The following is a 25,968-nucleotide window of genomic DNA, read 5'->3' as shown; positions in this document are numbered from 1 at the left end:
ACGTCGATGAGCCATTCAACCCCTTCTTTTTTCGATTCGGTGCAGATCGGGCCTCATGCCCTCCCAAACCGGTTTGTCGTTGCCCCCATGACGCGGATCAGCGCCACGCCCGAGGGCGTTCCCACGCCGGACATGGGCGATTATTACGAAGCCTTTGCCCGGGGCGGTTTTGCCCTTCTGATCAGCGAAGGGGTTTATACCGATGCCATCGCTTCGATCTGCAATCCCAACCAGCCCAGCATCGTCACCCGCCACCAGGTATCCGGCTGGCGCAGCATCACTGATCGGGTCAAAAAATACCCCACGGTTTTTGTTTGTCAGTTGATGCATGCCGGAGCCCTGTCGCAGGTGTTGGAGCATACCCTGGCCCCTTCCGCCGTTCAGCCGCTCGGCAAACCGTCGGCTTCGTCGGGGGGCAATCCGCACTTTGCCCTTCCCCGCGCCATGACGCTGTCGGACCTAAAAACCGCAGTCGCGGGGTACGTGCAGGCGGCCCGAAATGCCGCTGCCGCCGGTTTCGACGGCGTTGAGATTCACGGCGCCAACGGGTATTTGCCGGATCAGTTTATTACGGCCTATACAAACCAGCGCACCGACCCGTACGGCGGAAGCGTCGCCAACCGGTTTCGGTTTCTGGCCGAAATCATCGCCGGAATCCGGGCGGCCGTGCCCAGCGGTTTTGTCGTCGGCTTGCGGTTGTCCGAAGGCAAGGTCAATAATCTGGCGTACCGGTGGGAAGAAGGCCCCGACATGGCTGAGGCCCTTTTTGCGGAGGTGAAAAAAGCCGGTCCTGATTATCTGCACATAGCGGCCGAAGGCGGAGGCTGGCAACGGGAGTGTCGGTATGCCGATGGTCGGTCATCGACCGGCATTGCCCGCCAATTGCTGGATTGCCCGGTGATTGCCAACGGCGGTTTGCACGATCTGACCCTCGCCCAATCCCTTTTAACCAACGGCCACGGCGATTTGCTGGCGATTGGCCGTTATGCCATAGCAAATCCGGACTTTCCGACCAAAATCTTGCGGAACGAACCATTGGTGCCGTTTCAGCCCGGCATGATCAAACCGTCGGTATCGCTGGCCAATACCCGGTTTTTCGTCGCCAATCAAGCCAATAGGGCACCGTGTTCCGGTTAATCGACCAGGGTAGGCAGCCGTTCGCGTTCACCGTTTTTGCGGTGCAGTCGGTACATCACGGATAACACCACGTTGTCTTTGCTGCCGGTGCGGACGGGGGCCTGGTCGTATTGATTGACCCAGCCGCCCTGCAAAATCCAGTTCCGGTCGAGCTGATAGCCCAGGCCGGCGTACACCCGGTTTCGTTCGAGGTGCGGTGCTTTGAAGTTCAGGAAAAGCTCGTCGTAGAGCGAGAGAAAAACCGTACCGGGTTTGATCGTTTCTTCATTGAGGGGGATCATCAGGTTCATCCGGTAGCGCACCCGGTTCCGGAACCGGCCCTGAATCGCCACATTTTCCGGCGTCGATCCGCCAAACCAGCGTTGTTCGATCCGGTAGCGGTGTTCGAATTTCAGCCGGTTGACGTTCTGACTCATCGTGATTTGTTCCCACAAGCGGGTTTCGAGCAACTGCGGCCCATCGGCCAGATCCCGGAAATTGTAGGTGTGATAACGCCCGGTGGCAATCATGGCCGAAAAAGTCGGCCCCAGGTCGTAGCTGATGCCGCCTTTCAGTTCGTAATAATTTACCTGATCGAACAGCGCGTTGGAACGAATCTGCCCTTCCAGAAAACCGCCCCAGCCCCGTTCGCGGGCCGGCAGCTGAACGGTGCCAATGAACCAGGTGCCGAGCGGATGTTTCTGCGCTTCAGCTAAGTCCGGGAAAAGAAAAAGGGAAAACAGGAAACCCGCCAACCGGCGGATTGTTTTCAGCAAACTCGTATCGGACAACCCGTTAGCCGGGCGAAGAGCCCCAACGGGTTGCGGTAGATCAGGAGACGCAATCATTCAAAAAGAAGGCTTGGTGGCGCGTTGCAGCCACAAAAATAACAAAACGTCCGCCAACCGAAAGCGCCTTTCGTCCTGAACCCTTTAATTGATAAAACGGAATGTGAACGGGTACTTGTAATGCTCTCCGTTGTTGGCCCGGACACCGGCGAGAATGGAAAAAACGACGCTGAGCAAGCCGATCACAAACAGGATAGGGACGCCGATGACGATAATAAGCAGCAGGAATCCAATGAGATAGCCGATGCTCACCGTGATCTGAAAATTTAAGGATTCCTTCCCGTGGTAATCGACGAACGCCGATTTATCTTTCTGAATCTGCCAGACGACCAGCGGACCGATGAGGTTTCCAAAAGGAATAATAAAACCGGCCAGCGCACTCAGATGTGCCAGCATTCCCCACATCCGTTCGTCGGAAGGGCTCAGCGAATTGACCGGTGGCGGAGGAACCGGGTTGTTATACGGTTGGTTTTCCATGGTTGTAACTGGTTTAGTAACAACCAAATTCGCGGAAAGAAACCATTTTTGCAATTTTTGTCTTGAAGAAAGGAGGAAAGGCCGGAAGGACGCGAGCAGAAAAGGATCAGCGGAATCCGGGCTCCCTTTTCCTCCGCCCCTCCTTCAACCCGTTACTGCTTTGTTTATGAAACCTACGATTACGCTGGAATACTGCCCCAAGTGTGGCTGGCTGATGCGCTCGGCCTGGATGGCGCAGGAGTTATTGACCACCTTTGGCGATGATGTTCACGGTGTGCTGTTGCACCCGTCGGAAATTAGTGGGCGGTTTTCGGTCGAAATTGATGGTCAGAAGATTTTTGACCGCAAGGTAGAAGGCCGTTTTCCGGACATTAAGGAATTAAAGCAATTGGTCCGCGATGTGGTCAACCCGGACAAATCACTGGGGCATTCGGATAAAAAATGAATCTTAAAAAATAACGTCAACCCGATCTGGATAAGCTATTAGCAAATCATGCTTTTCAATCAGCTCCTCAGTCGTTCCCAGTTGGTTGAAAAATAGGCATGCTAGTTTGCCAGCGTCTGGTTGCCTAATTTGAATCGGATTACTTTCGGCTTCCGGGAGGCCGTTAGTGCTCTGGCGTAGAAATCACCGTCTTTCGTGAGTATAACCAGGTTTTTTTCAAGAGCATATTCCCAAATTTGTGCATCCGGCAGGGTGGTTTGTATATCGGACACAAATTCAAAATCGGGTGTATTAAAAAATCTGAACTTTTTAGCAAATTCACATCGACCAGAAATTTCATGAAGCCATTGGCAAAGGATATGAATTTATGGTAAGATCGGTAAGCCGCGCTGCATACTCCAGCGCGGCTAGTATATCTTCTTGTTCCAAATAGGGGTAAGCTTCCAGAATGTTTTCGTTGGTTTCACCAGCCGCCAGGTATTCCAGAATGGTTGTAACCGTAATTCGCATCCCTCTAATGGTCGGTTTGCCATTACAAACATCCGGTATACTAGTGATTCGATCCAGCATGCTCATACGCAAGATTGTTTGTACTAAGGTACGGCTTCTATTCCAGTTCGACAACCCAGTCGTCCTGCACCACCACCGTGCCTTCTTTCAGCACCACCTGCTTGACGGTGCCGGCTTTGGGTGCGGCCACAATGCTTTCCATCTTCATGGCTTCGATCACAAACAGGGGCTGGTTTTTGGCGATTTTGTCACCCGTTTTGACCAGAATCTTGGTCAAACGACCCTGCAAGGGCGAACCGACATCGCCTTCCTTGCCTACTTTGGCATTGGCCTGAAAATCAACTTTCTGCGATTTGTCGCGAACCTGAACCTGACGACTCTGCCCATTCAGCTCGAACGTTACCATCCGCATTCCATGATCGTCGGGTTCCGAAACGTACAACAGCCGCACCAGAATGTTTTTGCCTTCGTCGATCTCGATCAGGATCTCCTCGTTTTCCTTTAAACCGTACAGAAAAGCCGGGGTCGGAATGATACTGACATCGCCGTGTTCCTGGACGGCTTTGTAGTATTCTTCGTACACTTTCGGGTACATCTGGTACGAGAGGTAATCCAGAAACCCTTCGTTTTGCGGAAACTTCTCTTTGAATTTCTTGAAATCCTCGTCAAAATCAATGGGGCTCAGCTTCTCGTTCGGGCGACCGGTCAACGGTTCTTCGCCTTTCAGGACAATCTCCTGGAGCTCCTTCGGAAAACCGCCGTAAGGTTGGCCGAGTTCGCCCTTGAAAAAGCCCTTTACCGATTCCGGGAACGATAGCGACGCGCCTTTTTTCATCACGTCCTCCGCCGTCAGGTTGTTCGAGGTCATGAATAGCGCCATATCCCCCACGACCTTCGACGAGGGCGTTACCTTCACAATGTCGCCAAACATCTGGTTGACAACGCTGTAGTTTCTTTTCAGGGTTTCAAACTTATCGCCCAGCCCGAGTGCAATCGACTGCGGTTTCAGGTTGGAGTATTGCCCGCCCGGGATTTCGTTCTGGTAGACTTCCGCACTGCCGGCTTTCATGCCCGACTCAAACGGATAATACCACTCCCGAACGTCTTCCCAGTAATTGGAATAGGCGTTCAGCGAATTCAAATCGATCGAGCTGGCCCGCTCGTGTCCCTGCAACATCGCCACCACCGAATTGAAATTGGGCTGCGACGTCAGGCCCGACAGCGCACCGAGGGCACAGTCGATAATATCGACCCCGGCATCGACCGCTTTCAGGTAGGTTGCCGCCTGAATCGAAGATGTGTCGTGCGTGTGCAGGTGAATCGGAATGCTAACGGCTTTTTTCAACTCACGCACCAGCACCTCGGCCGCCAGCGGTTTCAGCAAACCGGCCATATCCTTGATCGCCAGCAAATGAGCGCCTTCGTCCTCCAGCTGGCGGGCCATGTCGAGGTAATACTGCAGGGTATATTTCTGCTGATCGGGGGCCAGCATGTCGCCGGTGTAGCAGATTGCGGCTTCGGCCAGGGCGTCGGTACGTTCGCGCACGGCCCGAATGCTCACCTTCATGGCTTCGACCCAGTTTAGCGAGTCGAAAATCCGGAAAATGTCGATGCCGGATTCCCACGATTTCTCCACAAATTTCTCGATCAGGTTGTCCGGGTAAGCGGAATAACCGACCGCGTTGGAGCCCCGAAACAGCATTTGCAGGAGCATGTTCGGCATGGCTTCGCGGAACTTCTGGAGCCGCGTCCAGGGGCTTTCGTGCAAAAACCGCATGGCCACGTCGAAGGTAGCGCCCCCCCAGACTTCCATCGAAAACAGCTCGGGGTGGTTCTTGGCAAATCCTTCGGCGACATTCAGCAGGTCTCTCGTCCGGACCCGGGTAGCCAGCAGCGACTGGTGCCCGTCACGAAACGTCGTATCGGTGTACAAAACCGGTTTTTGTTCGCGAATCCATTCGACAAATTTATCCCGACCAAGTTCGGTCAGCCGGTCTTTGTTGCCCTTCGGGCAGTCGCCGTACTTATCATAAACCGGGACAATGGGCGTACGGAACTTTGTTTTGGCATCCGGTTTGACCTTGACTTCGGGGTTGCCGTTGACGATCACATCCGCCAGGTAATTCAAGGCCCGCGTCGACCGGTCTTTGGGTTTACGCAGATCGAACAGTTCAGGATGGTTTTCGATGAACGAAACCCGCGCGTCACCCTGCTGGAAAATCGGGTGATCGATCACGTTCATCAGAAACGGAATGTTGGTTTTCACGCCCCGAATCCGAAACTCCACCAGCGCCCGTTTCAGCCGCTGGGTGGCGCCCCGGAGCGTCCGGCCCCGCGCTGATATTTTCACGATCATGGAGTCGAAGTACGGCGAAATCTTCACGCCGGGGTACGAGCTTCCTTCATCGAGCCGGATGCCAAAACCGGCGGCATTGCGGTAGGCAATGATGGTTCCGAAATCGGGCCGGAAATTATTGGCGGGATCTTCCGTCGTTACGCGGCATTGAATGGCGTACCCATTCAGGGGAATTTCATCCTGGTGGTTGATATAAATCCCGTTGTCCGACAATTTATAACCCATCGCCACCAGAATCTGCGTCCGCACCAGGTCGATACCGGTCACTTCTTCTGTAATGGTGTGCTCCACCTGAATCCGGGGATTCACTTCGATGAAGTAAATATTCTCCTGCTTATCGACCAGAAATTCCACCGTTCCGGCGTTGGAATAATTCGCCTGCCGACCAATTTTCAGGGCGTACTCGTAGAGCTTGTTTTTGGTGGCCTGCCGCAGACCAAACGAGGGCGCCACTTCGACAACCTTCTGAAAGCGACGCTGTACGGAACAATCCCGCTCGTACAGGTGAACAATGTTCCCGTGCGTATCGCCCAGTAGCTGCACCTCAATGTGCTTGGGATCGACGACGAATTTTTCCAGAAAAATCGTGTCATCACCAAACGCATTTTTCGCTTCGTTCCGGGCTTCGTTATACGATTTTTCCAGTTCTTCTTCCTGCCGAACCACGCGCATTCCACGTCCTCCCCCACCAGCCACGGCTTTGATCATGACCGGAAAACCGATCCGTTTGGCTTCCGACATGGCCACCGAGAAGTCTGACAAATCGATCCGGCTATCCGGAATCATGGGCACATCGGCTTCGGTCGCCAGGTTTTTCGCCCGCACCTTGTCGCCCAGCGCATCCATCGCTTCCGGCGTCGGACCGACGAAGATGATGCCTTCTTCGCGGCACCGGCGCGCCAGCGTTACGTTCTCCGACAGAAAACCGTAGCCCGGATGGATCGCGTCAATTTTTTTCCGTTTGGCGAGTTGAATGATGCCTTCAATGTCCAGGTAAGGCTTCAAGGGTTCGTCATCGCGACCGATCTGGTAGGCTTCGTCGGCTTTGTAGCGGTGCAGCGAGTAGCGGTCTTCGTACGTATAAACGGCGACGGTCGTGATTCCTAACTCGGTAGCAGCCCGCATGATACGGATGGCGATTTCGCCCCGGTTGGCGACGAGCAGGCGGTGAATCGGGCGAATGTAATCTTTCATGTTTCCCAAAAATGCAGGATGGGTTTTCGAAACCAGGTGAACAATGCAGCAAGTTTATTGAAAAGTTTGTAAAAATCAGGATTTACCGAAGGTTCATCGGAAAAGTATGGTTTTTCGTCAAATATTGCAGATTTGGATTGGATTAGGCCCGATGCGGAATTTTATCCTGGCTTAATGTAATGGTATTAGGTCTTTGAAGAGAATACGGTTTTGTCGAAATTAATGGCTATTTTATCTGCTCGATCCGTGTTCCTGATTCACCCTCACACCAGCGGTTGGCGCCGTCGCATCAGCCACTGCTTGGCCTCAAACACCAGAATACCCGCCAGGAAGATCAGCCCGACATCGATACCGACGCGCTGAAGACCACTCCAGGCCAGATCCAGTCGGCCACACGCCAGCGAGACTCCCACCATCGCCATAGCGGTGATCACGACCATCGCAATCAGGGCGCCGGCGATGACGCTGCGCCGGTAAGCGGCCACGATGATGCAGCCCGCCAGCGTGCCGCCCAGCGAAACCGTGATGTTTTTACCCGTCGGGTTGGCGATGGCTTCCATTTCGGGATTTTTCAGAAATTCGTCGGCATTAGTTACCCCCAGCCCCTGCAAGATCAAAAAAGTCAAAACCGCCCCCAGACCCACAAAACCGTACCCGATCAGGGAGGAACGCAGGCCAAATAAGGCCGCCTGGTAATTCTTCAGAATTAAACCCAGCGGCACTTTGACCAGTGGTTCAAAACCGGGTGCCACAATCGAAGCCGCGACGAACGCCAGGGTCTGCGGACCCGGTTCGGACACCAGGCCGACCGCCGAAATGCCTCCGCCCAGCGCCATCAACGACAGAAAATTCCCCGTCAGACGCCCCTGGTACCGCAAACCGGTTTCCATTTCCTCCCAAATGGCCTCGTCCACGTCGAGCCGAATGCGTTCGTGGTGCTTCGGGTCGATCAGACTGGCCAGTTCGGCGGTGGCGATGGCGTAATGACCGATCGGGCAGACGTGCTCAACCCGGCGCAGCACTTCGTCGGCACCCGTATTGAGCACGTGCACGGTCAGCACATCACCCGGCGGTTTGACCGAGCCGCCCCGATGAAGCGTCAGGGTGATGACTTCATCGAGGGACTGGAGTTGCTGAATCAGGGAATCGGTATAAGCGGGCGTCAATGAAATGGTGAACGTACGTTGCATGAATAGACAGGAACAGGTGGCTACTCATGTAAACCGGGGAACGAGACAAGCGTTTACTTTCTAATTATATTCTAATGAGTGCCGATGCTTTTCATAATACACCGCTCCCCCTCGCTCCTCCCTGATTTCCCGAATCCATTTGCGCACGGATGGCCTCTATCTCCCTAAACCTGCACTAACTTCCAGCGGCCCCGGCGGAACACCAAAACCGCCATGACCGCCAGCAGGGATTCACTGATGGCCACCGACCAAAAGACGCCCTCCGGCCCCCAGCTAAGCGTGTTAGCCAGCACATACGCCAGCGGTATTTCGATCAGCCAGAAGCAGACGACGTTAATGATCGTTGGCGTCCGGGTGTCACCGGCTCCGTTCAGGGCCTGACTAATGACCATGCCGTAGGCGAAAAAGACGTAACCCAGGCAAAAAATGCGGAGCGTTTTCACGGCAATTTCGATCACTTTAGGATCCCGGTTGAAAAAACCGACAATCTCGGCCGCACCGGCATAAAATAGGATGCCGACGCTCAGCAAAAACAGCATGTTACAGAAAGCCGCCCGCCAGGCCGAGGTTTCGGCGCGGTCGGGTTGCTGCGCTCCCAGATTTTGCCCAACCAGCGTGGCTGCGGCATTGGCCATGCCCCAGGACGGCATAATGGTGAAAATCATGATCCGGATTGCAATTGTATAACCGGCTACCACGTCGCTGCCAAACGTCGACAGAATGCGGGTCAGGAAAACCCAACTGGCTGAACCCACCAGAAACTGCGCGGTGCCCCCGGCGGCAATGCCGAGCAGGTTCCGAATGACGCTGGCATCGGGCTGAAAATCCGACCGGTTCACCTGGACCGTCCGACCGTTGCGCATCAGGTTATAGAGTTGATACAACGCCCCCACCGAACGGCCAATGGTGGTGGCAATGGCTGAGCCGACTACGCCCATTTCGGGAACCGGCCCCCAGCCAAAGATGAAAACCGGACAAAGGACAATGTTGATCCCGTTGGCGATCCACAGCGAACGCATGGCCACGGAGGCTTCGCCCGCACCGCGCAGGCAACCGCTCAGCGTATAGAGCAGAACGATCGCGGGCGAGCTGGCAAAAATCAGGCGCGTAAAACCGGACCCGTTGGCAATTAAATGGGTGTCACCGCCCATCAGCCGCAAAATGTCTTCGGCAAAAACCGCCCCCGGAATTCCGATCAGCAACGCAATGGCGACCGAAACCAGGATGACCTGTGCCACCGACTTTCCGGCTTCACGGGCGTTGCCTTCGCCCACCCGCCGGGATACCAGGGCCGTGGCTGCCGTGCTCAAGCCAATGGCGATGGAATAAACAATGGTCAGAACCGACTCGGTCAGGCCCACCGTGGCAACGGCTTCGGTGCTGATTCTGGCCACAAAGAAAACATCGACAATCGCGAAAAGCGACTCCATAACCATCTCCAGCACCATTGGCACCGACAGCATGAAAATGGCCCGGTTGATACTGCCCGATGTATAATTATTTTCTGAACCGCGCAAAGCGTCTACTAACAGGCGAAAAAACTTCGTCATGGATGAAAAAGAGAGAATGGGCGACCAAATCGCCGGATACTGAACTAGTTAAATGAGGAATGTTGTCGGTCGGTCAAACCGACGACGGGGAAAGAAAAGAATGGAGGAGCCCGTTATTGAGGGGTGGCAGCGGTATTCATCGGCTTTTTAGCTTTGAGACCGCAAATGTACAGAAAGTTTTTTGCCAGCAAAGAAAAAGGACCTGAAATGCTGTTCTTTTTTTAAGAAAATTTGTTACCTTTGTGCCGCTTAAAGGTAGTACGCCCATGAAAATGTTAGCCGTTTACGGCCCCTTCCGCTTCCGCTAAAAACCGTTTCTGTAGTCAACGGTTGTAATTCTTATTCTCATTTGTAATTTAAGGTGGTTGAACCAGCGATTCGTTGGCTTCTGCGGGGCATTCATGCCGACGCGGTGCCGCAGCTCGTTTGGCTCCTTACAAATCCATTCCATCTATGATCGAAACACACAAACAGCCCGAAACCGCTGTCCTGGTGGCCTTGGTGACGCAAAAACAGTCGGCCGAAAAAACGCAGGAATACCTGGAAGAACTGGCTTTTCTGGCCGAAACATCGGGCGTAATTACCGTTAAGGCGTTTGTCCAGAAACTCGACCGGCCCGACACCCGGACGTACGTCGGGAAAGGTAAACTGGAAGAAATTCAGACGTTTATCATCGATAATCCGGTCGACACCATCATTTTTGACGATGATCTGACGCCTTCACAGGTGCGCAACCTCGAAGCGGCTTTGACCAACATCAAGGTGCTGGACCGGAGCTTGCTGATTCTGAATATTTTCTCGATGCGGGCCCAAACCGCCCAGGCCAAATTGCAGGTCGAACTGGCTCAATATCAGTATATGTATCCGCGTCTGACCCGGATGTGGACCCACTTAAGCCGGATGAAAGCCGGGGTCGGAACGCGGGGTCCGGGTGAAAAAGAGCTCGAAACCGACCGCCGGATTGTGCAGGATCGGATCGCTTTTTTGAAAGAGAAGCTGGAGAAAATTGATAAACAGAGCGCTACGCGCCGGAAAGAACGTGACCGCCTGGTGCGGGTAGCCCTGGTGGGGTATACAAACGTGGGCAAATCGACGCTGATGCGCTCGATGGCGAAAGCCGACGTGTTTGCCGAAAACAAACTCTTTGCAACGGTCGATTCGACGGTTCGGAAGGTGGTGCTGGGGAATATTCCGTTTTTGCTGACGGATACCGTCGGTTTTATCCGGAAACTGCCGACTACGCTGATTGAAGCGTTTAAATCGACGCTGGATGAGGTGCGTGAAGCCGATATTCTGCTGCACGTCGTGGATGTATCGCATCCGTCGTTTGAAGAACACATTGGCGTCGTGAACGACATTTTGTCGGAAATTGGCGTAGGCAGCACGGCGGGCGAAAAACCGACTATTCTGGTTTTCAACAAAATAGACCAGTTTGAACCGCGTGATGAGTGGATGAACCAGGACGATGATTTTGATGATGATCTGCCGGTGGCCATTCGAAAGAAAACCGCCCTGGATTACCTGAAGAAAACGTACCTGACTCAGAAGTCCGAGCACGTGGTGTTCATCTCAGCCGAAACGCGCGAGAATCTCGACGAACTGCGTAACTTGCTGTATACCTTGGTGAAAGAGAAGCATTACACCATTTACCCGAACTGGATGGATGTGCCGCTGGGCGACTGGGCGGAAGAGACCGACACTAGCCAGGATTTTGGTAAATAGCAGATTTCTAAGCATTTTTGCACACAACACGTAGTGACAAACCTGTACGGTTTTGAGGACTGTACAGGTTTTTTCTGGTCTCATAGTTCAACGGATAGAATAGAAGTTTCCTAAACTTTAGATCTGGGTTCGATTCCCGGTGGGACCACTTTGATTAAAGGCAAGTAATTGACTGTCAATTAGTTAACTACTTTGTTTTCCTTATGTTGACGATATTGTTGACTAAGAATTTAAGCATAACTACATTCTCTACCTAACGCTTTTAGTCTACAATTCTCATTCAATTGTCAAGGGGCTTGCCCTAATATGGATAACCCTGGGGAAGCCACAAACTGGCATTTCATTCTACTTTCCCCTTTCCGTTTTTAAAGTTTCTTACACTTTTTGCAATTAAATCACGGATGGCGTCAGATGCGCTTATCTCGCGTTCCTCACAGGAGGCCATAAACTCTGCTTTGAGCTTGCTGCTAATTTTGATATTCAAACGGTTGTCTTTCATTGCTTTAGTAGGTTGGTTGCGTACTACTAAAGATAGCAAAAAATGCGCATAACGTATGTATGAATCAGACAGTTAAACGTACGTACATCGTACACATACTTATATAACAAGGCTTGTACGACCGTTCAAGTATTGTTAATTTAGTGTATTTTCGCTATCTTTCAGGTGTAATTTTCCACCTTTCCCACCATGGCAAAGAAAGCACTCCAGCAGGTAGGACCACAGAGATATGTAGCTTACTACCGGGTATCAACCGCAAAGCAGGGTCAATCGGGTTTAGGTCTGGATGCCCAGAAAGCCGCCGTTCAAGGCTTCGTAGGCAACGCCCCGATAGTGGCCGAGTTCGTGGAGGTAGAGTCGGGAAAGAAGAACCAGCGGGTGCAACTGGCTGCGGCCATCGACGCCAGCAAACAGCACGGCGCTACCCTGATCATTGCGAAGCTCGACCGGCTCAGCCGCAACGCTTCATTTATCTTTGCGCTCCGGGATTCGGGTGTGCAATTCCAGTGCGTTGATATGCCCGATGCCAATACACTTACCATCGGCATCTTTGCGACATTGGCCCAGCACGAGCGCGAACTGATCAGCGGCCGGACCAAAGCAGCACTGGCGGCAAAGATTGCCCAGGGCGCCACGCTAGGAAAGCCGGAGAATATGACTCACGAAGCCCAGAAGAAGGGAGCAGCAGCAACGCGCCAGCGGGCGGCCGAGAATAAGAACAACCGCCGGGCATCGGCAATGGTAGCCCAATTACGGAGCCAGGGCAAGACCTATGATCAGATCGCCGAGCAGTTAAACAAAGACGGCTTTGTAACATCAACCGGAAAAGAGTTTTATGCAATGCAGGTGCAGCGGCTCCACAAGCGGACTGAAATGGCAAAAAATAATTGAGAATACGTAGGGTGACTACCCTACAAAACCTACAAAAGTCGTCTATTCCTCAATTGCTGAGCAGAAATGGTTCTAGGATCGAGCTTATGCGTCAATCGTATTAAAAAGATTTAGGCCATGCTGTCTCCAGATGGCCTACTGTAAATGCTTAAGACAACCCGGTTTTCGTTAACCTCCTAATTCCCCCAAAATACGCTTGGTTATCGCAACGTGTTCTTTGAATACGGCCAGTGCCAGCGTGGCCAGATGCCGCGTCTGGCTTTCCGCCGGGCTTGTTTTCCCCATCGAGTTTTTTAGATAATTCTGGGCTAGATCGCGCAGAAACTCGTGGTTTTCAAGCTGTGCCTGGATATAAGCCTTATCAAATGCGTTTCCTTTGGCCGCCGTCTTGATTTTGTTGAGCGTCGCCTGTGCTTTTGCATCCATCGTTGGTACGGGAGTGCCCAAATCTTTCAGGACAGCCGTTACTGATTTAGCCTCTTCCAATTCAAAACCAGCGAACTCCTTCGCATTTTTTTGGGTGGCTTTGCTCACGGCTATCTGGCTAGTTGCCAGCGAAAGCTCGGCGGGCCCGATGACGCCCTGACGGAATTCCTTTTCAGTGGCTGCAACAGGTGCGTCGCTCAACGGTAAGGCTGCTTCGGCGGTGAAAGCAGTTAATAAAGAAGCCAGTAATGGCACTGCTGTACTGAGGGCAAGCGTGTCGGATACCGAATTTTTGACGAACGCTCTGCGGGGTGTTTTTTGGGTGAAACGCATAGAAATGTTGATGAAATTTGTAAAAATTGAACTATACTTTTCTTGCGATACACGTTTCAAATCATCTTAATTAACCCTTGTTGGTATGGTTTGTTTTTTACCCATACCAGAAGTTAGTATTCGGCCCTACCAAACGGGCAAAATGCTTGTAAACATTATTGAAGCCTGTAGTTTTAAATGAATTGTTTTTATTCGTACCATAAACTGACTACCCAACAAAACCGACAAAAGTTCTCCTGAGGTCAGCTCATTGCCTATCCAGAATATGTTGACACTGCGTCTGAAGGCTTTTCAGCGCATCTTGCATGGATTGACCATTAACTCCTTCCAGCGGTAGGTCAATGCGCTTTTCACCCTTATCGACTAAATAGGCCAAAACCAATTGATGGTTGGCGGCAATAAAGTCGCTAATCACCTCAAGCTGGGCGCTCAATTCCTGTGCATAAACGGATATCTGACGATCTACGCCTTTGGGAGACCGAACTACGAAGTGAAGCACCATCAGCGAATACGTTACCAGCTATTTTGTCCGCGAAAAGAATAGCCGGGTGAATACCGCCCGGCTATTGAAAACTAACTCAATATGTAATGCCTAATAAACGCCCTGTCTTTATGGTTAGCGGGTAAAGTGAGCATATGGCCCATAAAAATCGCCAGACAACAAATTGCCTGGCGATTTCCGAATACTTCTAATCAAATCCACTAAATGCTTTTGTACCGCCTGTAAACCGGGTGTGCCGGGGAAATGTTTTTAGGAAAGCTCTTGTAGGTGGCTGCTTTAGCGGGCGGGCGCTGCTGACAAATCGTTATACTAAAAGCCAAATCTAAATCATACTGGCGTTCGTACGTATTTATGGGCGGAGAGTGCCTCGCTACCATAATCTCGTCCTATGATGAAGCCTGGCCCTTCGGGGCTGGGCTTTTCATTGCCCAAAAGAATAGCCAAGTGGATACCACCTGGCTATTTCGTGCTAATACTTAATTAATTCTTATCATATGTACGAGCATTCTGACTTTATAGTTTTGTGAGGTATTAATAGTGATAATACGGTATAAAAATAGCCAGACCGCATACAGCCTAACGCGGAATCTTGGAGCTGGTTGCTAATGACTAATTACATCCTAAGCGGGTAGACGGACCGTTTCAAACCAGTACGTATAAACTAATTTCAACTGTTTAATTATTACCAGATACCGTACTTTACCTCTATTCACTGGCCTTCTGTACCGAGCTAATATCCAGGAATTTATTGCGTCTAATTTAATGAAGAAGGTTTAAGAACCAACGGCCTGATACCCACGCTTGCTACCCGCGTGAAGAGACTGCTACGAAAACTTTTGGATTCGGCTACAATTCGGGCTCCAGTCCAGGTTGAAGCAATGACCAGGCCGGCGGCTACCAAAATAATATCTTTGATAATATACTGGGCTGCCAGGGTCGGGGCATGAAGAGGACCCGGGAACAACTCGCCGGAATAGATCACCAAAGGCGACATGGCGCCAATCATTTGGGCGCCCATCAGCCAAACACCGATCCGTAGAAACCGGCCCGAAATAAAACAAATTCCAATAATACATTCCAGGGCCGCCACAAAGTTCATCGCACTGTGGCCCCGAAGCTCACCCAGAGTCAGAACAGTGGTGGTTTTGGTGGCCAACACTTCGATGGGGCTTATTCCGGGAAAGAATTTCAAAAAGCCAAAGCCCAGAAAGACAATCCCCATCCCAATGCGTAAAAGTGCAATACTGTGCAGCACCAGCCATTGATTCATGCGGGTATCCAGTCGATCAAAGCGTTCAAAGAGATGGGCTAAGGTTTTCATATCGGTTGATTTAGTTGCACTCATTTACGTAAAAAGAAGGCAGATAGATTTTAAGGATCGGCAATTGGCTGCTGAACCGCCACTACCTGTGATTAAGCACTGCCGCCGGGCACGATCAAACCGCGAGCACGCATGGCACCTGGAAAGCTGAGAAATACCTTTTCCAGAGACTGTTTGATCTACCCACACCACAGCCTTCATCGCCGAATTATAATTCCCCCGCAAAAGCACGTTTGATCTCGACCAGCGCCAGCCGAGCCCGCGTCTTGACGGTGCCCAGCGGCAGGACCAGTTGCTCGGCGGTTTCCTGATGGGTGTAGCCCTGAAAATAAACCAGTTCCACCACCGGCCGGTATTGAGGCGAAACGGCTTTCCAGGCCGTTTCCTCAAGACCAATCAAGCTAATATTGGGACAAACAACCCCACCCATTGGAGGCTCTAATTCAATGGTGCGCCTATTTTTAGAACATTTCAGGTAATCCAGCGCCGTGTTGCGGGCTACCTGCGCCAGCCAGGTAAACAAACGCCCTTTGGCCGGATCATGGTGATGCACATGTCGCCAGACTTTGATAAAGGTCTCCTGTAAAAGGTCTTCCGCCACCGCTTCGTCCAAGACAATGCGGTAGATAATCCCCAACAGTGCCCGGGCATAGCGATCATAGAGTTCATTGTATGCTTTTCGACTGTGGCTAACCAGTGCTTCCAAAAAGAAAGCTTCCTGCTGCGGGGTGAAGGGCTTGCTCAAAACAAATACACGTTATTGAAGGGTAAGCAATAACCGTTGTTTTCCGATATAAGAACTATACGTACGAAATTTGTGCCAAAAGCGATTGCCAGCCAGTAAAAGTGAGCAACAGGTCCGGCACCTTTTTTTAGTGCCTATTTCTAAGCTTGACGAACTACTAGAGATTCAACCCGTTAGCTTCTGTGATTCAACATGAAATGCCCTATGAATCAAGAAAAATAGCCAGACTTTACAGCCTGGCTATTCGAAATCTCTCTGCATTCCCCTCGTTCGCTCGCACCGCCTGTAAACCGGGGGTATTGGGTAAATGTTCGAAGAAGCTCCCATCAATTTTGCAACTCCCGTAAACAATGGCTCCGGATGGCCCAATCCCCATTCAAGGCAATTCAAAATCAATTTTCATTCGATGCTTCACTTTCGCCAACCCTTTCTCGAAACGGACCAGATGCTCATAATACTCACCCTCCAGAAGCTGCTTTTTCAGGCTGCCGAAAATCTCCGCCAGTAACTGCGGGGCCTGCTCCCCAGCACATTCAACCAGTGTCTGTCCTTTGTAGTAAACCCGGTGCAAGTTTGTTTTGGGACTCACCAGCCACTTGCGAAAGGCGTAGTCTATTTCATCGGCGAAAATGGCAATGGTCTTTTGATTATCATCCGCCCCGCTGGATATAGCCGCATCAAACCGGACATCGCCGAAATAGAACTCGTACAGCACGTCGTAAGGATCAGTGGAGGGGGGCTGATTGGGTTCGAGAAACACCGGCGGAATTAGTGACTCAATGAACTCCCGCTGGTCTTCTTTGTTGATAAACGCCTGCTGATACTGACGTCCCAACTCCAGCAGGTAATCCCGGTAGCTGACATCGTACAAAATATCAAACGAGCGGTTGATGCCCCGCTGGGTGGAGGTAATGAACCAGATCATGTCGCGCTCAGGGTCGTTGTCAATATCCATCAGCAGCCCGAGGAATGCCGGGTTTACCTTGATGCCCGCCGTAAGAAATGTGCGCCCCAGGGAGGCATACGAATAGCCGTTGCGCCGGTAAACGTAATGATCGGGACTGAAAGCCATCACCCGCTCAAATCCCAGGTACTCGTAAGGCTCTTTAAACACCGTCTCCTCAAAGCGCCGACCCGTCCCGGTCATGCCGGTGACTTGCAAAAACTCCTGCATAATAAACCGGTCGGTGGGTCTCTCCACAAACGCAGGTAATTGCCCTTCAAGGATCGGCTCATAAATACACCCGTCCCTGATGATAGGCCCGTTTGAAAGCTCCTCCATCAACTGGCGGGCGCTGAGTCCCAGACTTGTAAATCTCGTAGAGCAATAAGACGAATGCTCGGGGGTGGCCAGGTCAATCATTTTGACCCAATCGCGGGAAATGTTCTCCGTACTCATTGGTTTGTTTAATCGTTGTTATTCATCCAGCGGCAGCGGCCCGAACAGCCACTGCCCGCGCTCTCGGTACTTCTTTTGTTTGGCGGTCAGCTGGTGCGGAAAGAAGTAGATCCACACCGGGCGCAGGATGCCCTCGCCGAAGACCTGGTATTTCTGCTTCCCTTCGATGCTCGGTATGGGAGCATCCGGATTGATGTGGGTGTTGATCTGCCGGGGAAAGGGCACTTTTTCGATTGGCTGAATTACTTTTGCCATGATTCAATATACGAATTAATGCGTTGATAATCAATCATTAAACTAAGTTATTGCGAACATCTTTTAGGTCGTTTCCGGGTGGCCAGCAGGCGGGCTACCTCATCATTCCAGACCTGCATAATCTGGCGGTCTGGATAGCCAAACGGGTAGGCACTTCGGATCTTTCGGCGCAACTGGGTCAGGCGGGTCGTGGAGTTGTTGTCGATCACCCGGCGAATGGCTTTCTGGGCCATCTGCCGGTAAGGAACAGCATTGCTCATGGTGATTACGGGTATTGCTATACGTTGCTACCTCTTCCAGATCAGAGCCGTGATGGGCTCGACCGAGAAGGCGAAACCGGCCGCCAGCAGGACCAAAAAGACGATGTAGTAAAAAGTCAGGACGTGTTTATCGTACCGGTCCACCCAGCGGGCGAACCGGTACAGAATGCGCTTGAAGTTCATGGAATTTGAAAGTGTTTCTTAAGCGGTCTGGGTCTGTGAAGTGTCTACCGTCCCTGAGTGGTTAAATGAAGTTGGCAATCGACGGATACCTTCCGGTTCTGCGGTTTGCAGAGGTATAAACTTCTCCATCAACCGGACATTGCGGATGCGGGCGTAATGCTTGACGTAGGATGAATCACGATGACCAAGCATTTGCGCAACTTCATCGACGCTCATGCCCATTATATTTAGCGCCCGGTCAGCAAATGTCTTACGGCCAATTTTCGTCGTCAGATGAACAGGAATCTGAGCGTACATAGCCAGCAGCTTCAATGTCTGGTTTCGGGTCTTGTTACTAACAAAGGGCAAGTTTTGAATCCCGCCATATTTGCGAATAATTTTCAAGGCGAACGGATCTAACGGCACTTCATAAATGCTGCCTGTTTTACCTCTCCTACCTTTGAGCCAGTTGCCAGACTTAGATTGTACCACCTCATAGGCTTTACCTTTAAAATCACCATCATGCTGACCGGTCAGGCACGTAAAAACAAACGCATCCCGCTCCCGATCCAGGCTTGCGGCTCCCTGTTCGGTTATTAATCCCTGATCAGCTAATTTGTAGGGATCAAAGCGAATCAGAACGGTTAACTGCTCCTCTTCCAAATGAGTCGTGTCCATCTCCGATTGCGCCTTCTTGATCACATACCCTACCATTGGGTTGTCTAAAATAAGTTTGCGCTGGTGGCAGAACGTAAAAGCCTGTTTGACAAATTCCATCACTTTACCTGAATGGGTGTGTTTGTGGTGCCGGACGGTAGCGAGGTAATGCTTGAAGTCATCCATCAACCCATGGGTTACATCCCTGACCTGAATGGTTGATTTTTTGGCATAGGCCAGATACAACTTGAAGAGTCTGGCGTAGTTGAAGCGATTAACCTTTGTTGTTTTAGTGATCTCTCCCGCTTCAAAACGCTTAACCTGGTGAGCCAGGTACTCCTCGATAACGCCAACAACGCGGGCTGCTTTCTGCACCGCTGAAGGCTTGCCGTCGGCAATAAGCAGAGCATGTTGAAGCTGAATGAGCCTCAGTTCAGGATCTTCACTCAACCGTAAATAGGTCATCCTAATCTTGCTGTAAATACTGCTGATTTTCAGGTTGGCCTCCTCGGCATTCGTAGCCGGGAAAGGGGCCGTGCCAATAATTTGCCCTGGCTTACTGCGGTTTCCGGCACACCACTGGCTTTCCCAGCAATACACTCCCGTTGTTCCGAGATCCAGTCGTTCCCCATTGAGTGTAATGCGGACGCAGAGGCTGCAAAAGTAATCCCCTTCAGGGTGCCCGGCTGGCAGGGGCATTTTTGCGCTGGATTTGCGCAGCCAGAACATAATTGAAAATCGGTGCTCTTGAAATATTGCCATTGTCTTATGATTGTTGGAGGGTTAAAGATGGGAGAAAGAGCCCGGCCAAATTACCGGGCCTTTACACTCGACTTAACCGTAACTTTCATTCGGTATTTTAAGCGGCCTGGCGGTGGGTGTCGTAGGCGTTGAACTCCCGGCTATCGACAATCTGCCAGACCGTATCCAATAGCCCCCAACGTTCACAGGCCCCCAGGTGCGTTTCATCTTTCTGGCGGGGGAAGTCACCCACGCTGATGCCGTAGTCGTACTGAAGCCGTTTGTAGATGTGCTTATAGATTTTATCGTGGTCTTCTTTAGTGACTGACGCCCGCTTGCTGACGGCATGGCGGATTTTGTCCCTCAGGGTCAGAACAGGGATTTCGGCGCTGCCCCGGTGCAGACCCATTTTCCGGCGGCCCGCTTCCTGCTCGATGCCCACCAGCGCCGAAACGGTGTTTTTTGTCTCCTGCTGCGTCTTGTACTGATCAGATAGGGCCTGAGCCTGTTGCAGCAAACTTTGAGCAAACGAAACCATCAAATCAAACAGCTTCTGCCCGTAGTCTTCCAGGGCGTCCTCGGCAACCCGTTCGCTGGGCCTTTCCTGCTCTGACTGCGAATTGGGAGAATTGTCCCCACCAAAACGGGAATCTCCGTTTTGCTCTGCCGACTCCGGCTCTTCGGGGTCAGGGACAATCTTGTCCGTCACCTCCTGGGTTGTTTCGCTCCCGCCAGCCTGAGTATTTTGGTCAAAAAGCGATGCCTGAGCAACTTTCTGCTCTTCGGCGGCATCGTTGGCCGGTTCGATGCCTTGCAGGTCTGAAACGGGCTTATTTATGGGCTCTGCGCCAATGAAATCCGACAGCAAACCTTTGGTCGATAGCCGAAGTTTGGATAGCTCCTTGCGGTAGTCGATCAGCAAAGCCGCCAGTACCTTGCCCTGACCTTTCTTCTCGGCATCAGCAATCGAAATAGCCGCATTCAGGCTGAGCAGGTAGCCCGTAAAGCCCCGGCGGTGCGCGGGTGAGGGCGGCAGAACAAATTCAACATAATCTTTGCCCAGAATTAGCCCCATCTTATCAATGCGGTAGCTCATCCAGGCGCCCAGGCGCCGGTCCTCGGCATCGTTCCACTGCTTGAATAGGTCCAGTCCGCTGACGGCTGCCCGGCCTTCGATCTGGTAGAGGGGAATGGGCAGATTAGCGGCCAGATTTGCGGCTTTAGGCGTGTTCTCGGTATGCGTTGGAGTAATGGCCTGCTCTGATTCCGTTAGTGGCTGTGCGGGGCTGTTTTCGGGCTCATTGCCGGTGAGTCCTTTGATGGAATCAGTAATGAGCCGCTTAGCCGATTGGGTGCGCTCATTGGGCAAGGTGTCCAAAATCGACAGGGCAACCGGCACCGGCATCAGGTACTGAATATGATGGCCCTGTTTGAAGGTTTCAAAGTCCTTACCGGGGCTAAGTTTCGTGCGGCCCAGGCGCGTGCTGATCCACTCAGGGAAGTGCTTGGGTGCAAATCCGGCCTGCTCGTAAAGGGGCCGTAAACTGACCATGACCTGATTGTTGCGCTCAATAATGTAGCTGGGGGTATTCATTGTCTGAAAGTCGTTTGGAAGTGGTGAGAAAAAAGCCCCGGCCGGATAGCTGGGGCCGTGAAGAGGTGATTATTCAGTGACCGGTTCTGCCGGGCTGGTCTCGGTGGCCGGCTCGTGCTGATCCCGCAGGCGTTTGACTTCCTCGGCTAATGCGTCGCGTTGGCCACGCATCTCCTCGGCCAGTTGCATACTTTTACGGGCCGTCTCGGCGCTGTCTCTCAGAGTTGCATTATGGCCCTTGATTTCCGCAATCAGCTCATTGGTTGCATCCAGCCTAGTTTGCATAACGGCCATCTCGTGGGCGTCTTTTGCTTTATCAGCGACCACATCGGCAATAGCGACCGGCATCATACCCAGGAATGCCATCAAGCTTGCAAAATGGTAGTGAGCCGTCCGAAGGTCACCTGCAGATTCGTCAATGTGCTCAACCCAACAAGAATACCATGCCGCTAGATTGCCGATCAAAAGGCCCAGGTCATCCGGTTCGGTGATGATGTCGAACAAGATACTGTTGGATTCGATTGCAACCGTTTTGCTGACCACCTGACTGGCAGCGAAATAATAATCCGTTTTGGTGCGGTCGAGCACCACTTTGTTTTCGTCGGTCTGCTCATCCTCTTCTTTCTCGGGCAGGGGGTGCGAGTTGCCGGTTTGTTGTGCTGTGTGGGCCATATTGACCCATTGAACGATTGCCCGGCGCAAGCCGTGGATAGCCTCCTGATCCTCGGCATTGTTTTCGTTGAGATCGTGCCACTCGGCGTCGCTAAAGACTTTGTTCACCAGCTCGACCAAAGATTCGGCTTTTTCGGCATCGCCCAAACGGTCAATAATAAAGCGGGGAACAAAGGGCATCGGGTTGCCCGACGGTACGGCTGCGGGGTGCAGGGCTTTTCCTGTTGCGCGACCGGTGACAGTCTGGTGAGCCGCAGCGATAACGTCTTGCAGAGCATAAGCGAGTTCCTCGTAATCCACACCCTCGGGGATTACAAACTGCGGGTCGTTCATGGTTGCGTCACGCATCATCTTGATGGCTTCGACAAAGAACTCTGGCTGGAAGGGATCATTGATGTGGTCGGCAATATACTCCGGCACCTGCACGTAAATCGGGAAAGTCGAATCAGGCAGCACCGGGGTCTCGCCGATAAAGTTGAGCGCAATGATGTTTTTGATTTGCTCGGTTAGTCCGTGAAGCTCCTTTTCCGGAATGTCTGAGCCTTGCCAATACTTAATGAAGTGATTCAGGGCGGCTTCAACCTGCGCATTGGCTAGGGTAACGAAGGTGGTAAGCGAGGGTTTGCCCTCTGAATTGACCGTTGACTCAATACTCTCGGGTTGATTTGGAAAAATGGTCCCCTTACCCGAACTTTGCTCGCGTTGATTCATTTTGAATGAAAGTTTAAAATGGTTTGACTGGGACCCCGACGCTGCTTCTGCCAAGATACTAGCGCTGGGGTTTACTGTTTTTACTTAAATCTCACTTACTTTACCGGGCAACCTCCTCGGTACTATACGGCTTTTGGGCTTCGATTTCTGAATTGAATAAGCGAATATAATAAAGAAAGAAATATAAAGCAATATTTATATTGCACCTGTTTGGATAAATATTATTCTATTGGAAGAAAATCTGCCAATTTGGCTAATCGCACAACGCTTTTTTTTATTTGAGGCCGCTTAACCTTGTCTTGAAATCCTCTTCAGCGACTTCTTTCAGGTTACTGTGTAAATAATCTACCGCTCGCTTCAGAACATCGGTATCATTTAGCCCCAGGAGTCTACCAATCTCCTTAATTTTAGTATTTGTTGCGTCCTCCCATCGGAATGTACGAGCCTTATTCTCGGTAGCCATATCTATGTTGCTTTGTATGCAAGTAAATATAATTCAGATTGCTAAATATTGCAATTGAGATAATAAAAAAGCCCCAATGGCGGCAGTAACGGAGAGTTGCATCTGTAAAGTTTACCTTTCTCACCTCTAAGTAAGTCTAACCCAAAAAGTTAGACTTTTTTGTTGTTAAGGAAATTTACTTATACTTGCCGTCCGATAAATCCTAAGCCTTTTCCCATGTTCATAAATCAACTGTTACTTGGGGACAATCTTGAAGTCCTACGAGAGATGGAGAGCAACTCCGTTGATCTAATCTACCTCGACCCCCCATTTTTTAGCAACAAAATTTATGAAGTAATCTGGGGAGACAAAGGCGAGGTGAGAAGTTTTGAGGACCGGTTCTCGGGAGGCATCGATCATTATATTGCCTGGCTGAAAGAGCGAGTTATTGAGATGCATCGAGTCTTAAAGCCTACCGGCTCTATTTTTCTTCACTGTGACTGGCACGCTGCTGCTAATATTAGGGTGCACATTCTGGACAAGGTTTTTGGTTCTGCCAACTTCCGAGCTGAAATTATTTGGAAACGAAGTTCAGCTCATAATGACATTAAACAGGGGCGTATGGCATTAGGATTTGTTACCGATACCATATGGTATTACTCCAAATCGGACAACTACACGTTTAATCCAATCTATACCCCTTACAACCAGGAATATATCAACGACTTTTACCGACACACGGATGAAAATGGTAGGCGGTACCGATTGGATAATTTGACCGGACCCGGAGGGGCTTCTAAGGGTAATCCACGCTACGAAGTAATGGGCGTAACCCGATACTGGAGATACTCCCGGGAAAAAATGAATCAATTGATTGCCGAGGGACGCGTCATTCAAACAAAACCAGGGGCTGTACCTGCTTATAAACGCTATCTTGACGAAATGCCAGGGGTCCCGCTTCAGAATATCTGGGATGATATAAGACCCGTTCAATCACAATCAAAAGAGAGAATCGGCTATCCTACCCAGAAACCTATGGCTCTCTTGAATCGCATTATCAGATTAGCTTCTAATGAGGGCGATATTGTGCTGGATCCTTTCGTTGGGGGCGGAACGACTGCGGCTGTTGCTGAAAAATTAACCCGCCAGTGGATTGGAATCGACCAATCTGTTCAGGCTATTAAAATTGCCGAATTGAGATTATACAACCAGATGGATTTGTTCAGTAAACCTTTTATGGTTCAGTTGCACAAATACGATTATGATACATTACGTTACAAAGACGCATTTCAGTTTGAGTCTTTTATAATTGCTGCGTTTGGAGGACTTCCCAACAATCGTCAACGCGGTGATCTTGGAATAGATGGGCGTATGGGTGACAATACTCCGATTCAGGCCAAGCGCTCTGATAACATTGGCCGCAATGTAATAGACAATTTTTTAGCTGCTGTGCAGCGTTACGATAAACTCCTTTTTGATAAGAACATTTCCGAACAAAAACCGGTAGGTTATATCATCGCTTTCTCCTTTGGAAAAGGAGCTATTGAGGAAGTTGCTCGGCTAAAAAACAACCAGGATGTGATTATTAAATTAGTTAGGGTCGAAGATTTCGTTCCGATAGCCAAAAAGCCAACTTTGCGTATTAATGTGTCTGACTTAGGCAAGGACGCTAAAGGATACAATGGGATTGAATTTAACGCTACAGGAGACTCAAAAGGAGGAATAGAGTTTTATTCATGGGATTTCAACTACGATGATCGCAAATTTATACCCGAAATATATCTAGATAAGGAAGGACGCATATCTCACAAATTCAAACCTGGAGTGCATAAAATTGCAGTCAGAGTAGTGGACAATGATGGATTGGACAACCTTGAGGTTATAAAAATAAAGGTTAACGGCAAGGTAGAGCAACTTGAGGAGCAAGTTTGAAATAATAAGGCGGAATAAATTTTAGTCAAGCACACCAGCAGAACATCAAAAAAGCCAGACCCTACACCTAGCTTTTTTGATTTACTCCAATCTAAAATCGCTACTTCCGCAAAACTAACATCCTCATTGACAATTGCAAGGACAAGGGAAGAATAACAAGCAGATCCCTCATCACCACCCCGGGGAATTTCCCGTATTTCTCCCGCCGTCTTGTTATAAGGCGAAGTGAATGCATAGGTTGGAGCGAAAGAGGAATTATATTTGTACTTCAATGGTACAATATGCAACCATCAAACATTAATCGTATTCAAGCGGAAAGCTTCATCAGGGCAGGCGAAGCCATTGGTGGTAGTTATGTGTATGAAAAAAAGGCAAAAGGATTGCAGAAGTGGCTTAATGGCTCAAAAATCATGGGTATTGTAGTTCCGGTCTTTTTAGGCGGAATGGTTACAAGTTATTATCAGTTTCCAGAGGTTATGGGGATAGCGATTGCCATTGCCGCACCATTAGCGTTGGTTCAATTAGTTTATTCAACTGTTCTGGTGTCGATTAATTTAGAAGAAACTGTGGCCGAACTATCTAATATGGCCACACAAAATGCCTTGCTGAGTAGTGACTATAAATCCTTAGCTGACTATCCGCCCAAATCTTCTAATGAAACCCAAGCGGTCTACAGGGTATTAAAGGAAAGGGAGAGGGCAATTGCAACTTACGACTTCAAATTAAGCGACAAGGACCATCGAATAGCTAAGCGATACGGCCTTTGGACGTTTCAGCAATCTTGCCCTACCTGCCAACAAATACCATTATCAATGGCGTCAACGAATTGCTCTACCTGCGGAAACTTTTAACTTTCAATTTATATGATGAATGATACTGTAAGGAAGTTTTTACGTGAATTAACAAAGCTTCCCGAGTCCGAACAACAAAATGTTGTAGCAGAACTACAGGCTTATATGTGTATGTCGTCAAATGAAAGTGGACAAAATGGGTGAAAATGAGAAGAGACAATTCAGTA

25 protein-coding genes and 1 tRNA gene are annotated in these 25,968 nt (G+C 50.5%); 7 read left to right on the top strand and 19 right to left on the bottom strand.

The window, feature by feature from the left end:
• Positions 1–6: 6 nt before the first annotated feature.
• Positions 7–1,137, top strand: a complete 1,131-nt coding sequence (locus tag ACYVHX_RS21920; RefSeq protein WP_460673833.1) for an oxidoreductase — start codon at positions 7–9, stop codon at positions 1,135–1,137.
• On the opposite strand, the gene ACYVHX_RS21915 is transcribed toward ACYVHX_RS21920, so the two are convergent.
• Together ACYVHX_RS21915 and ACYVHX_RS21910 are read right to left on the bottom strand one after the other, a co-directional pair.
• Positions 1,134–1,964 (bottom strand): DUF2490 domain-containing protein, encoded by an 831-nt coding sequence (locus ACYVHX_RS21915; protein WP_460673832.1) that lies wholly within the window; start codon positions 1,962–1,964, stop codon positions 1,134–1,136. The genes ACYVHX_RS21920 and ACYVHX_RS21915 overlap by 4 nt on opposite strands.
• Before the next feature lie 84 nt (positions 1,965–2,048).
• Positions 2,049–2,441, bottom strand: a complete 393-nt coding sequence (locus ACYVHX_RS21910; protein ID WP_460673831.1) for a DUF4870 domain-containing protein — start codon at positions 2,439–2,441, stop codon at positions 2,049–2,051.
• A 166-nt stretch (positions 2,442–2,607) separates the two neighbouring features.
• Here ACYVHX_RS21910 and ACYVHX_RS21905 point away from each other — a divergent pair, with 166 nt between their 5' ends.
• Positions 2,608–2,886: an Rdx family protein gene (locus tag ACYVHX_RS21905; protein ID WP_460673830.1), complete on the top strand. Its 279-nt coding sequence runs from the start codon at positions 2,608–2,610 to the stop codon at positions 2,884–2,886.
• A gap of 101 nt (positions 2,887–2,987) precedes the next feature.
• Here ACYVHX_RS21905 and ACYVHX_RS21900 read toward each other — a convergent pair whose 3' ends face one another.
• The 5 genes from ACYVHX_RS21900 to ACYVHX_RS21880 all read right to left on the bottom strand — a co-directional run bounded on the left by ACYVHX_RS21900 (position 2,988) and on the right by ACYVHX_RS21880 (position 9,686).
• Positions 2,988–3,221: a DUF5615 family PIN-like protein gene (locus ACYVHX_RS21900; RefSeq protein ID WP_460674693.1), complete on the bottom strand. Its 234-nt coding sequence runs from the start codon at positions 3,219–3,221 to the stop codon at positions 2,988–2,990.
• A 1-nt stretch (position 3,222) separates the two neighbouring features.
• Positions 3,223–3,462 carry a DUF433 domain-containing protein gene (locus ACYVHX_RS21895; protein ID WP_460673829.1) on the bottom strand — a complete coding sequence of 80 codons (240 nt, stop codon included), beginning with the start codon at positions 3,460–3,462 and terminating at the stop codon, positions 3,223–3,225.
• A gap of 31 nt (positions 3,463–3,493) precedes the next feature.
• Positions 3,494–6,946 carry a pyruvate carboxylase gene (locus tag ACYVHX_RS21890; RefSeq protein WP_460673828.1) on the bottom strand — a complete coding sequence of 1,151 codons (3,453 nt, stop codon included), beginning with the start codon at positions 6,944–6,946 and terminating at the stop codon, positions 3,494–3,496.
• A 263-nt stretch (positions 6,947–7,209) separates the two neighbouring features.
• Positions 7,210–8,136: a DUF389 domain-containing protein gene (locus tag ACYVHX_RS21885; RefSeq protein WP_460673827.1), complete on the bottom strand. Its 927-nt coding sequence runs from the start codon at positions 8,134–8,136 to the stop codon at positions 7,210–7,212.
• A gap of 164 nt (positions 8,137–8,300) precedes the next feature.
• The gene (locus ACYVHX_RS21880) at positions 8,301–9,686 is read right to left on the bottom strand and encodes an MATE family efflux transporter (protein ID WP_460673826.1); all 1,386 of its coding nucleotides are present in this window, start codon (positions 9,684–9,686) and stop codon (positions 8,301–8,303) included.
• 453 nt (positions 9,687–10,139) lie between these two features.
• On the opposite strand from ACYVHX_RS21880, the gene hflX reads away from it, so the two are divergent.
• A complete protein-coding gene (hflX, locus tag ACYVHX_RS21875; RefSeq protein WP_460673825.1) occupies positions 10,140–11,408 on the top strand; it encodes a GTPase HflX in 1,269 nt (422 codons plus the stop codon).
• Between the two features lie 76 nt (positions 11,409–11,484).
• Positions 11,485–11,556: transfer RNA gene (locus ACYVHX_RS21870), tRNA-Arg, on the top strand.
• Between the two features lie 192 nt (positions 11,557–11,748).
• Here ACYVHX_RS21870 and ACYVHX_RS21865 read toward each other — a convergent pair.
• Positions 11,749–11,907, bottom strand: coding sequence for a ribbon-helix-helix protein, CopG family (locus ACYVHX_RS21865; protein ID WP_460673824.1), 159 nt, complete (start codon positions 11,905–11,907; stop codon positions 11,749–11,751).
• A 189-nt stretch (positions 11,908–12,096) separates the two neighbouring features.
• Between ACYVHX_RS21865 and ACYVHX_RS21860 the strand changes: the two genes are divergently transcribed.
• A complete protein-coding gene (locus ACYVHX_RS21860) occupies positions 12,097–12,798 on the top strand; it encodes a recombinase family protein (RefSeq protein WP_460673823.1) in 702 nt (233 codons plus the stop codon).
• 168 nt (positions 12,799–12,966) lie between these two features.
• Here ACYVHX_RS21860 and ACYVHX_RS21855 read toward each other — a convergent pair whose 3' ends face one another.
• From ACYVHX_RS21855 to ACYVHX_RS21805, 11 genes are all read right to left on the bottom strand, one after another.
• Positions 12,967–13,617 (bottom strand): DUF4142 domain-containing protein, encoded by a 651-nt coding sequence (locus tag ACYVHX_RS21855; RefSeq protein WP_460673822.1) that lies wholly within the window; start codon positions 13,615–13,617, stop codon positions 12,967–12,969.
• A gap of 187 nt (positions 13,618–13,804) precedes the next feature.
• Complete coding sequence (locus tag ACYVHX_RS21850; protein ID WP_460673821.1) at positions 13,805–14,059, bottom strand: hypothetical protein; 255 nt, start codon at positions 14,057–14,059, stop codon at positions 13,805–13,807.
• 754 nt (positions 14,060–14,813) lie between these two features.
• A complete protein-coding gene (locus tag ACYVHX_RS21845) occupies positions 14,814–15,380 on the bottom strand; it encodes a hypothetical protein (protein WP_460673820.1) in 567 nt (188 codons plus the stop codon).
• A gap of 208 nt (positions 15,381–15,588) precedes the next feature.
• A complete protein-coding gene (locus ACYVHX_RS21840) occupies positions 15,589–16,125 on the bottom strand; it encodes an RNA polymerase sigma factor (RefSeq protein WP_460673819.1) in 537 nt (178 codons plus the stop codon).
• A gap of 376 nt (positions 16,126–16,501) precedes the next feature.
• On the bottom strand, positions 16,502–17,524 hold the full coding sequence (locus tag ACYVHX_RS21835) for a hypothetical protein (protein ID WP_460673818.1): 1,023 nt from the start codon (positions 17,522–17,524) through the stop codon (positions 16,502–16,504).
• Positions 17,525–17,542: 18 nt separating this feature from the next.
• Complete coding sequence (locus ACYVHX_RS21830; protein ID WP_460673817.1) at positions 17,543–17,779, bottom strand: hypothetical protein; 237 nt, start codon at positions 17,777–17,779, stop codon at positions 17,543–17,545.
• Between the two features lie 47 nt (positions 17,780–17,826).
• Positions 17,827–18,039: a hypothetical protein gene (locus ACYVHX_RS21825; RefSeq protein ID WP_460673816.1), complete on the bottom strand. Its 213-nt coding sequence runs from the start codon at positions 18,037–18,039 to the stop codon at positions 17,827–17,829.
• A gap of 27 nt (positions 18,040–18,066) precedes the next feature.
• The gene (locus tag ACYVHX_RS21820; protein ID WP_460673815.1) at positions 18,067–18,222 is read right to left on the bottom strand and encodes a hypothetical protein; all 156 of its coding nucleotides are present in this window, start codon (positions 18,220–18,222) and stop codon (positions 18,067–18,069) included.
• A gap of 18 nt (positions 18,223–18,240) precedes the next feature.
• The gene (locus tag ACYVHX_RS21815; RefSeq protein WP_460673814.1) at positions 18,241–19,620 is read right to left on the bottom strand and encodes a phage integrase SAM-like domain-containing protein; all 1,380 of its coding nucleotides are present in this window, start codon (positions 19,618–19,620) and stop codon (positions 18,241–18,243) included.
• Positions 19,621–19,717: 97 nt separating this feature from the next.
• Positions 19,718–21,193, bottom strand: a complete 1,476-nt coding sequence (locus ACYVHX_RS21810) for a hypothetical protein (RefSeq protein WP_460673813.1) — start codon at positions 21,191–21,193, stop codon at positions 19,718–19,720.
• A gap of 69 nt (positions 21,194–21,262) precedes the next feature.
• Complete coding sequence (locus tag ACYVHX_RS21805) at positions 21,263–22,576, bottom strand: hypothetical protein (protein WP_460673812.1); 1,314 nt, start codon at positions 22,574–22,576, stop codon at positions 21,263–21,265.
• A 679-nt stretch (positions 22,577–23,255) separates the two neighbouring features.
• Between ACYVHX_RS21805 and ACYVHX_RS21800 the strand changes: the two genes are divergently transcribed.
• Both ACYVHX_RS21800 and ACYVHX_RS21795 read left to right on the top strand, forming a co-directional pair.
• Positions 23,256–24,950: a DNA methyltransferase gene (locus ACYVHX_RS21800; protein WP_460673811.1), complete on the top strand. Its 1,695-nt coding sequence runs from the start codon at positions 23,256–23,258 to the stop codon at positions 24,948–24,950.
• A gap of 281 nt (positions 24,951–25,231) precedes the next feature.
• Positions 25,232–25,801 (top strand): mobilome CxxCx(11)CxxC protein, encoded by a 570-nt coding sequence (locus ACYVHX_RS21795; RefSeq protein WP_460673810.1) that lies wholly within the window; start codon positions 25,232–25,234, stop codon positions 25,799–25,801.
• Positions 25,802–25,968: the final 167 nt, after the last annotated feature.

The organism is Larkinella ripae (genome assembly GCF_054780775.1).
Note: the sequence above shows the minus strand (reverse complement) of the source record. Positions and strands in the feature narration are given on the sequence as shown.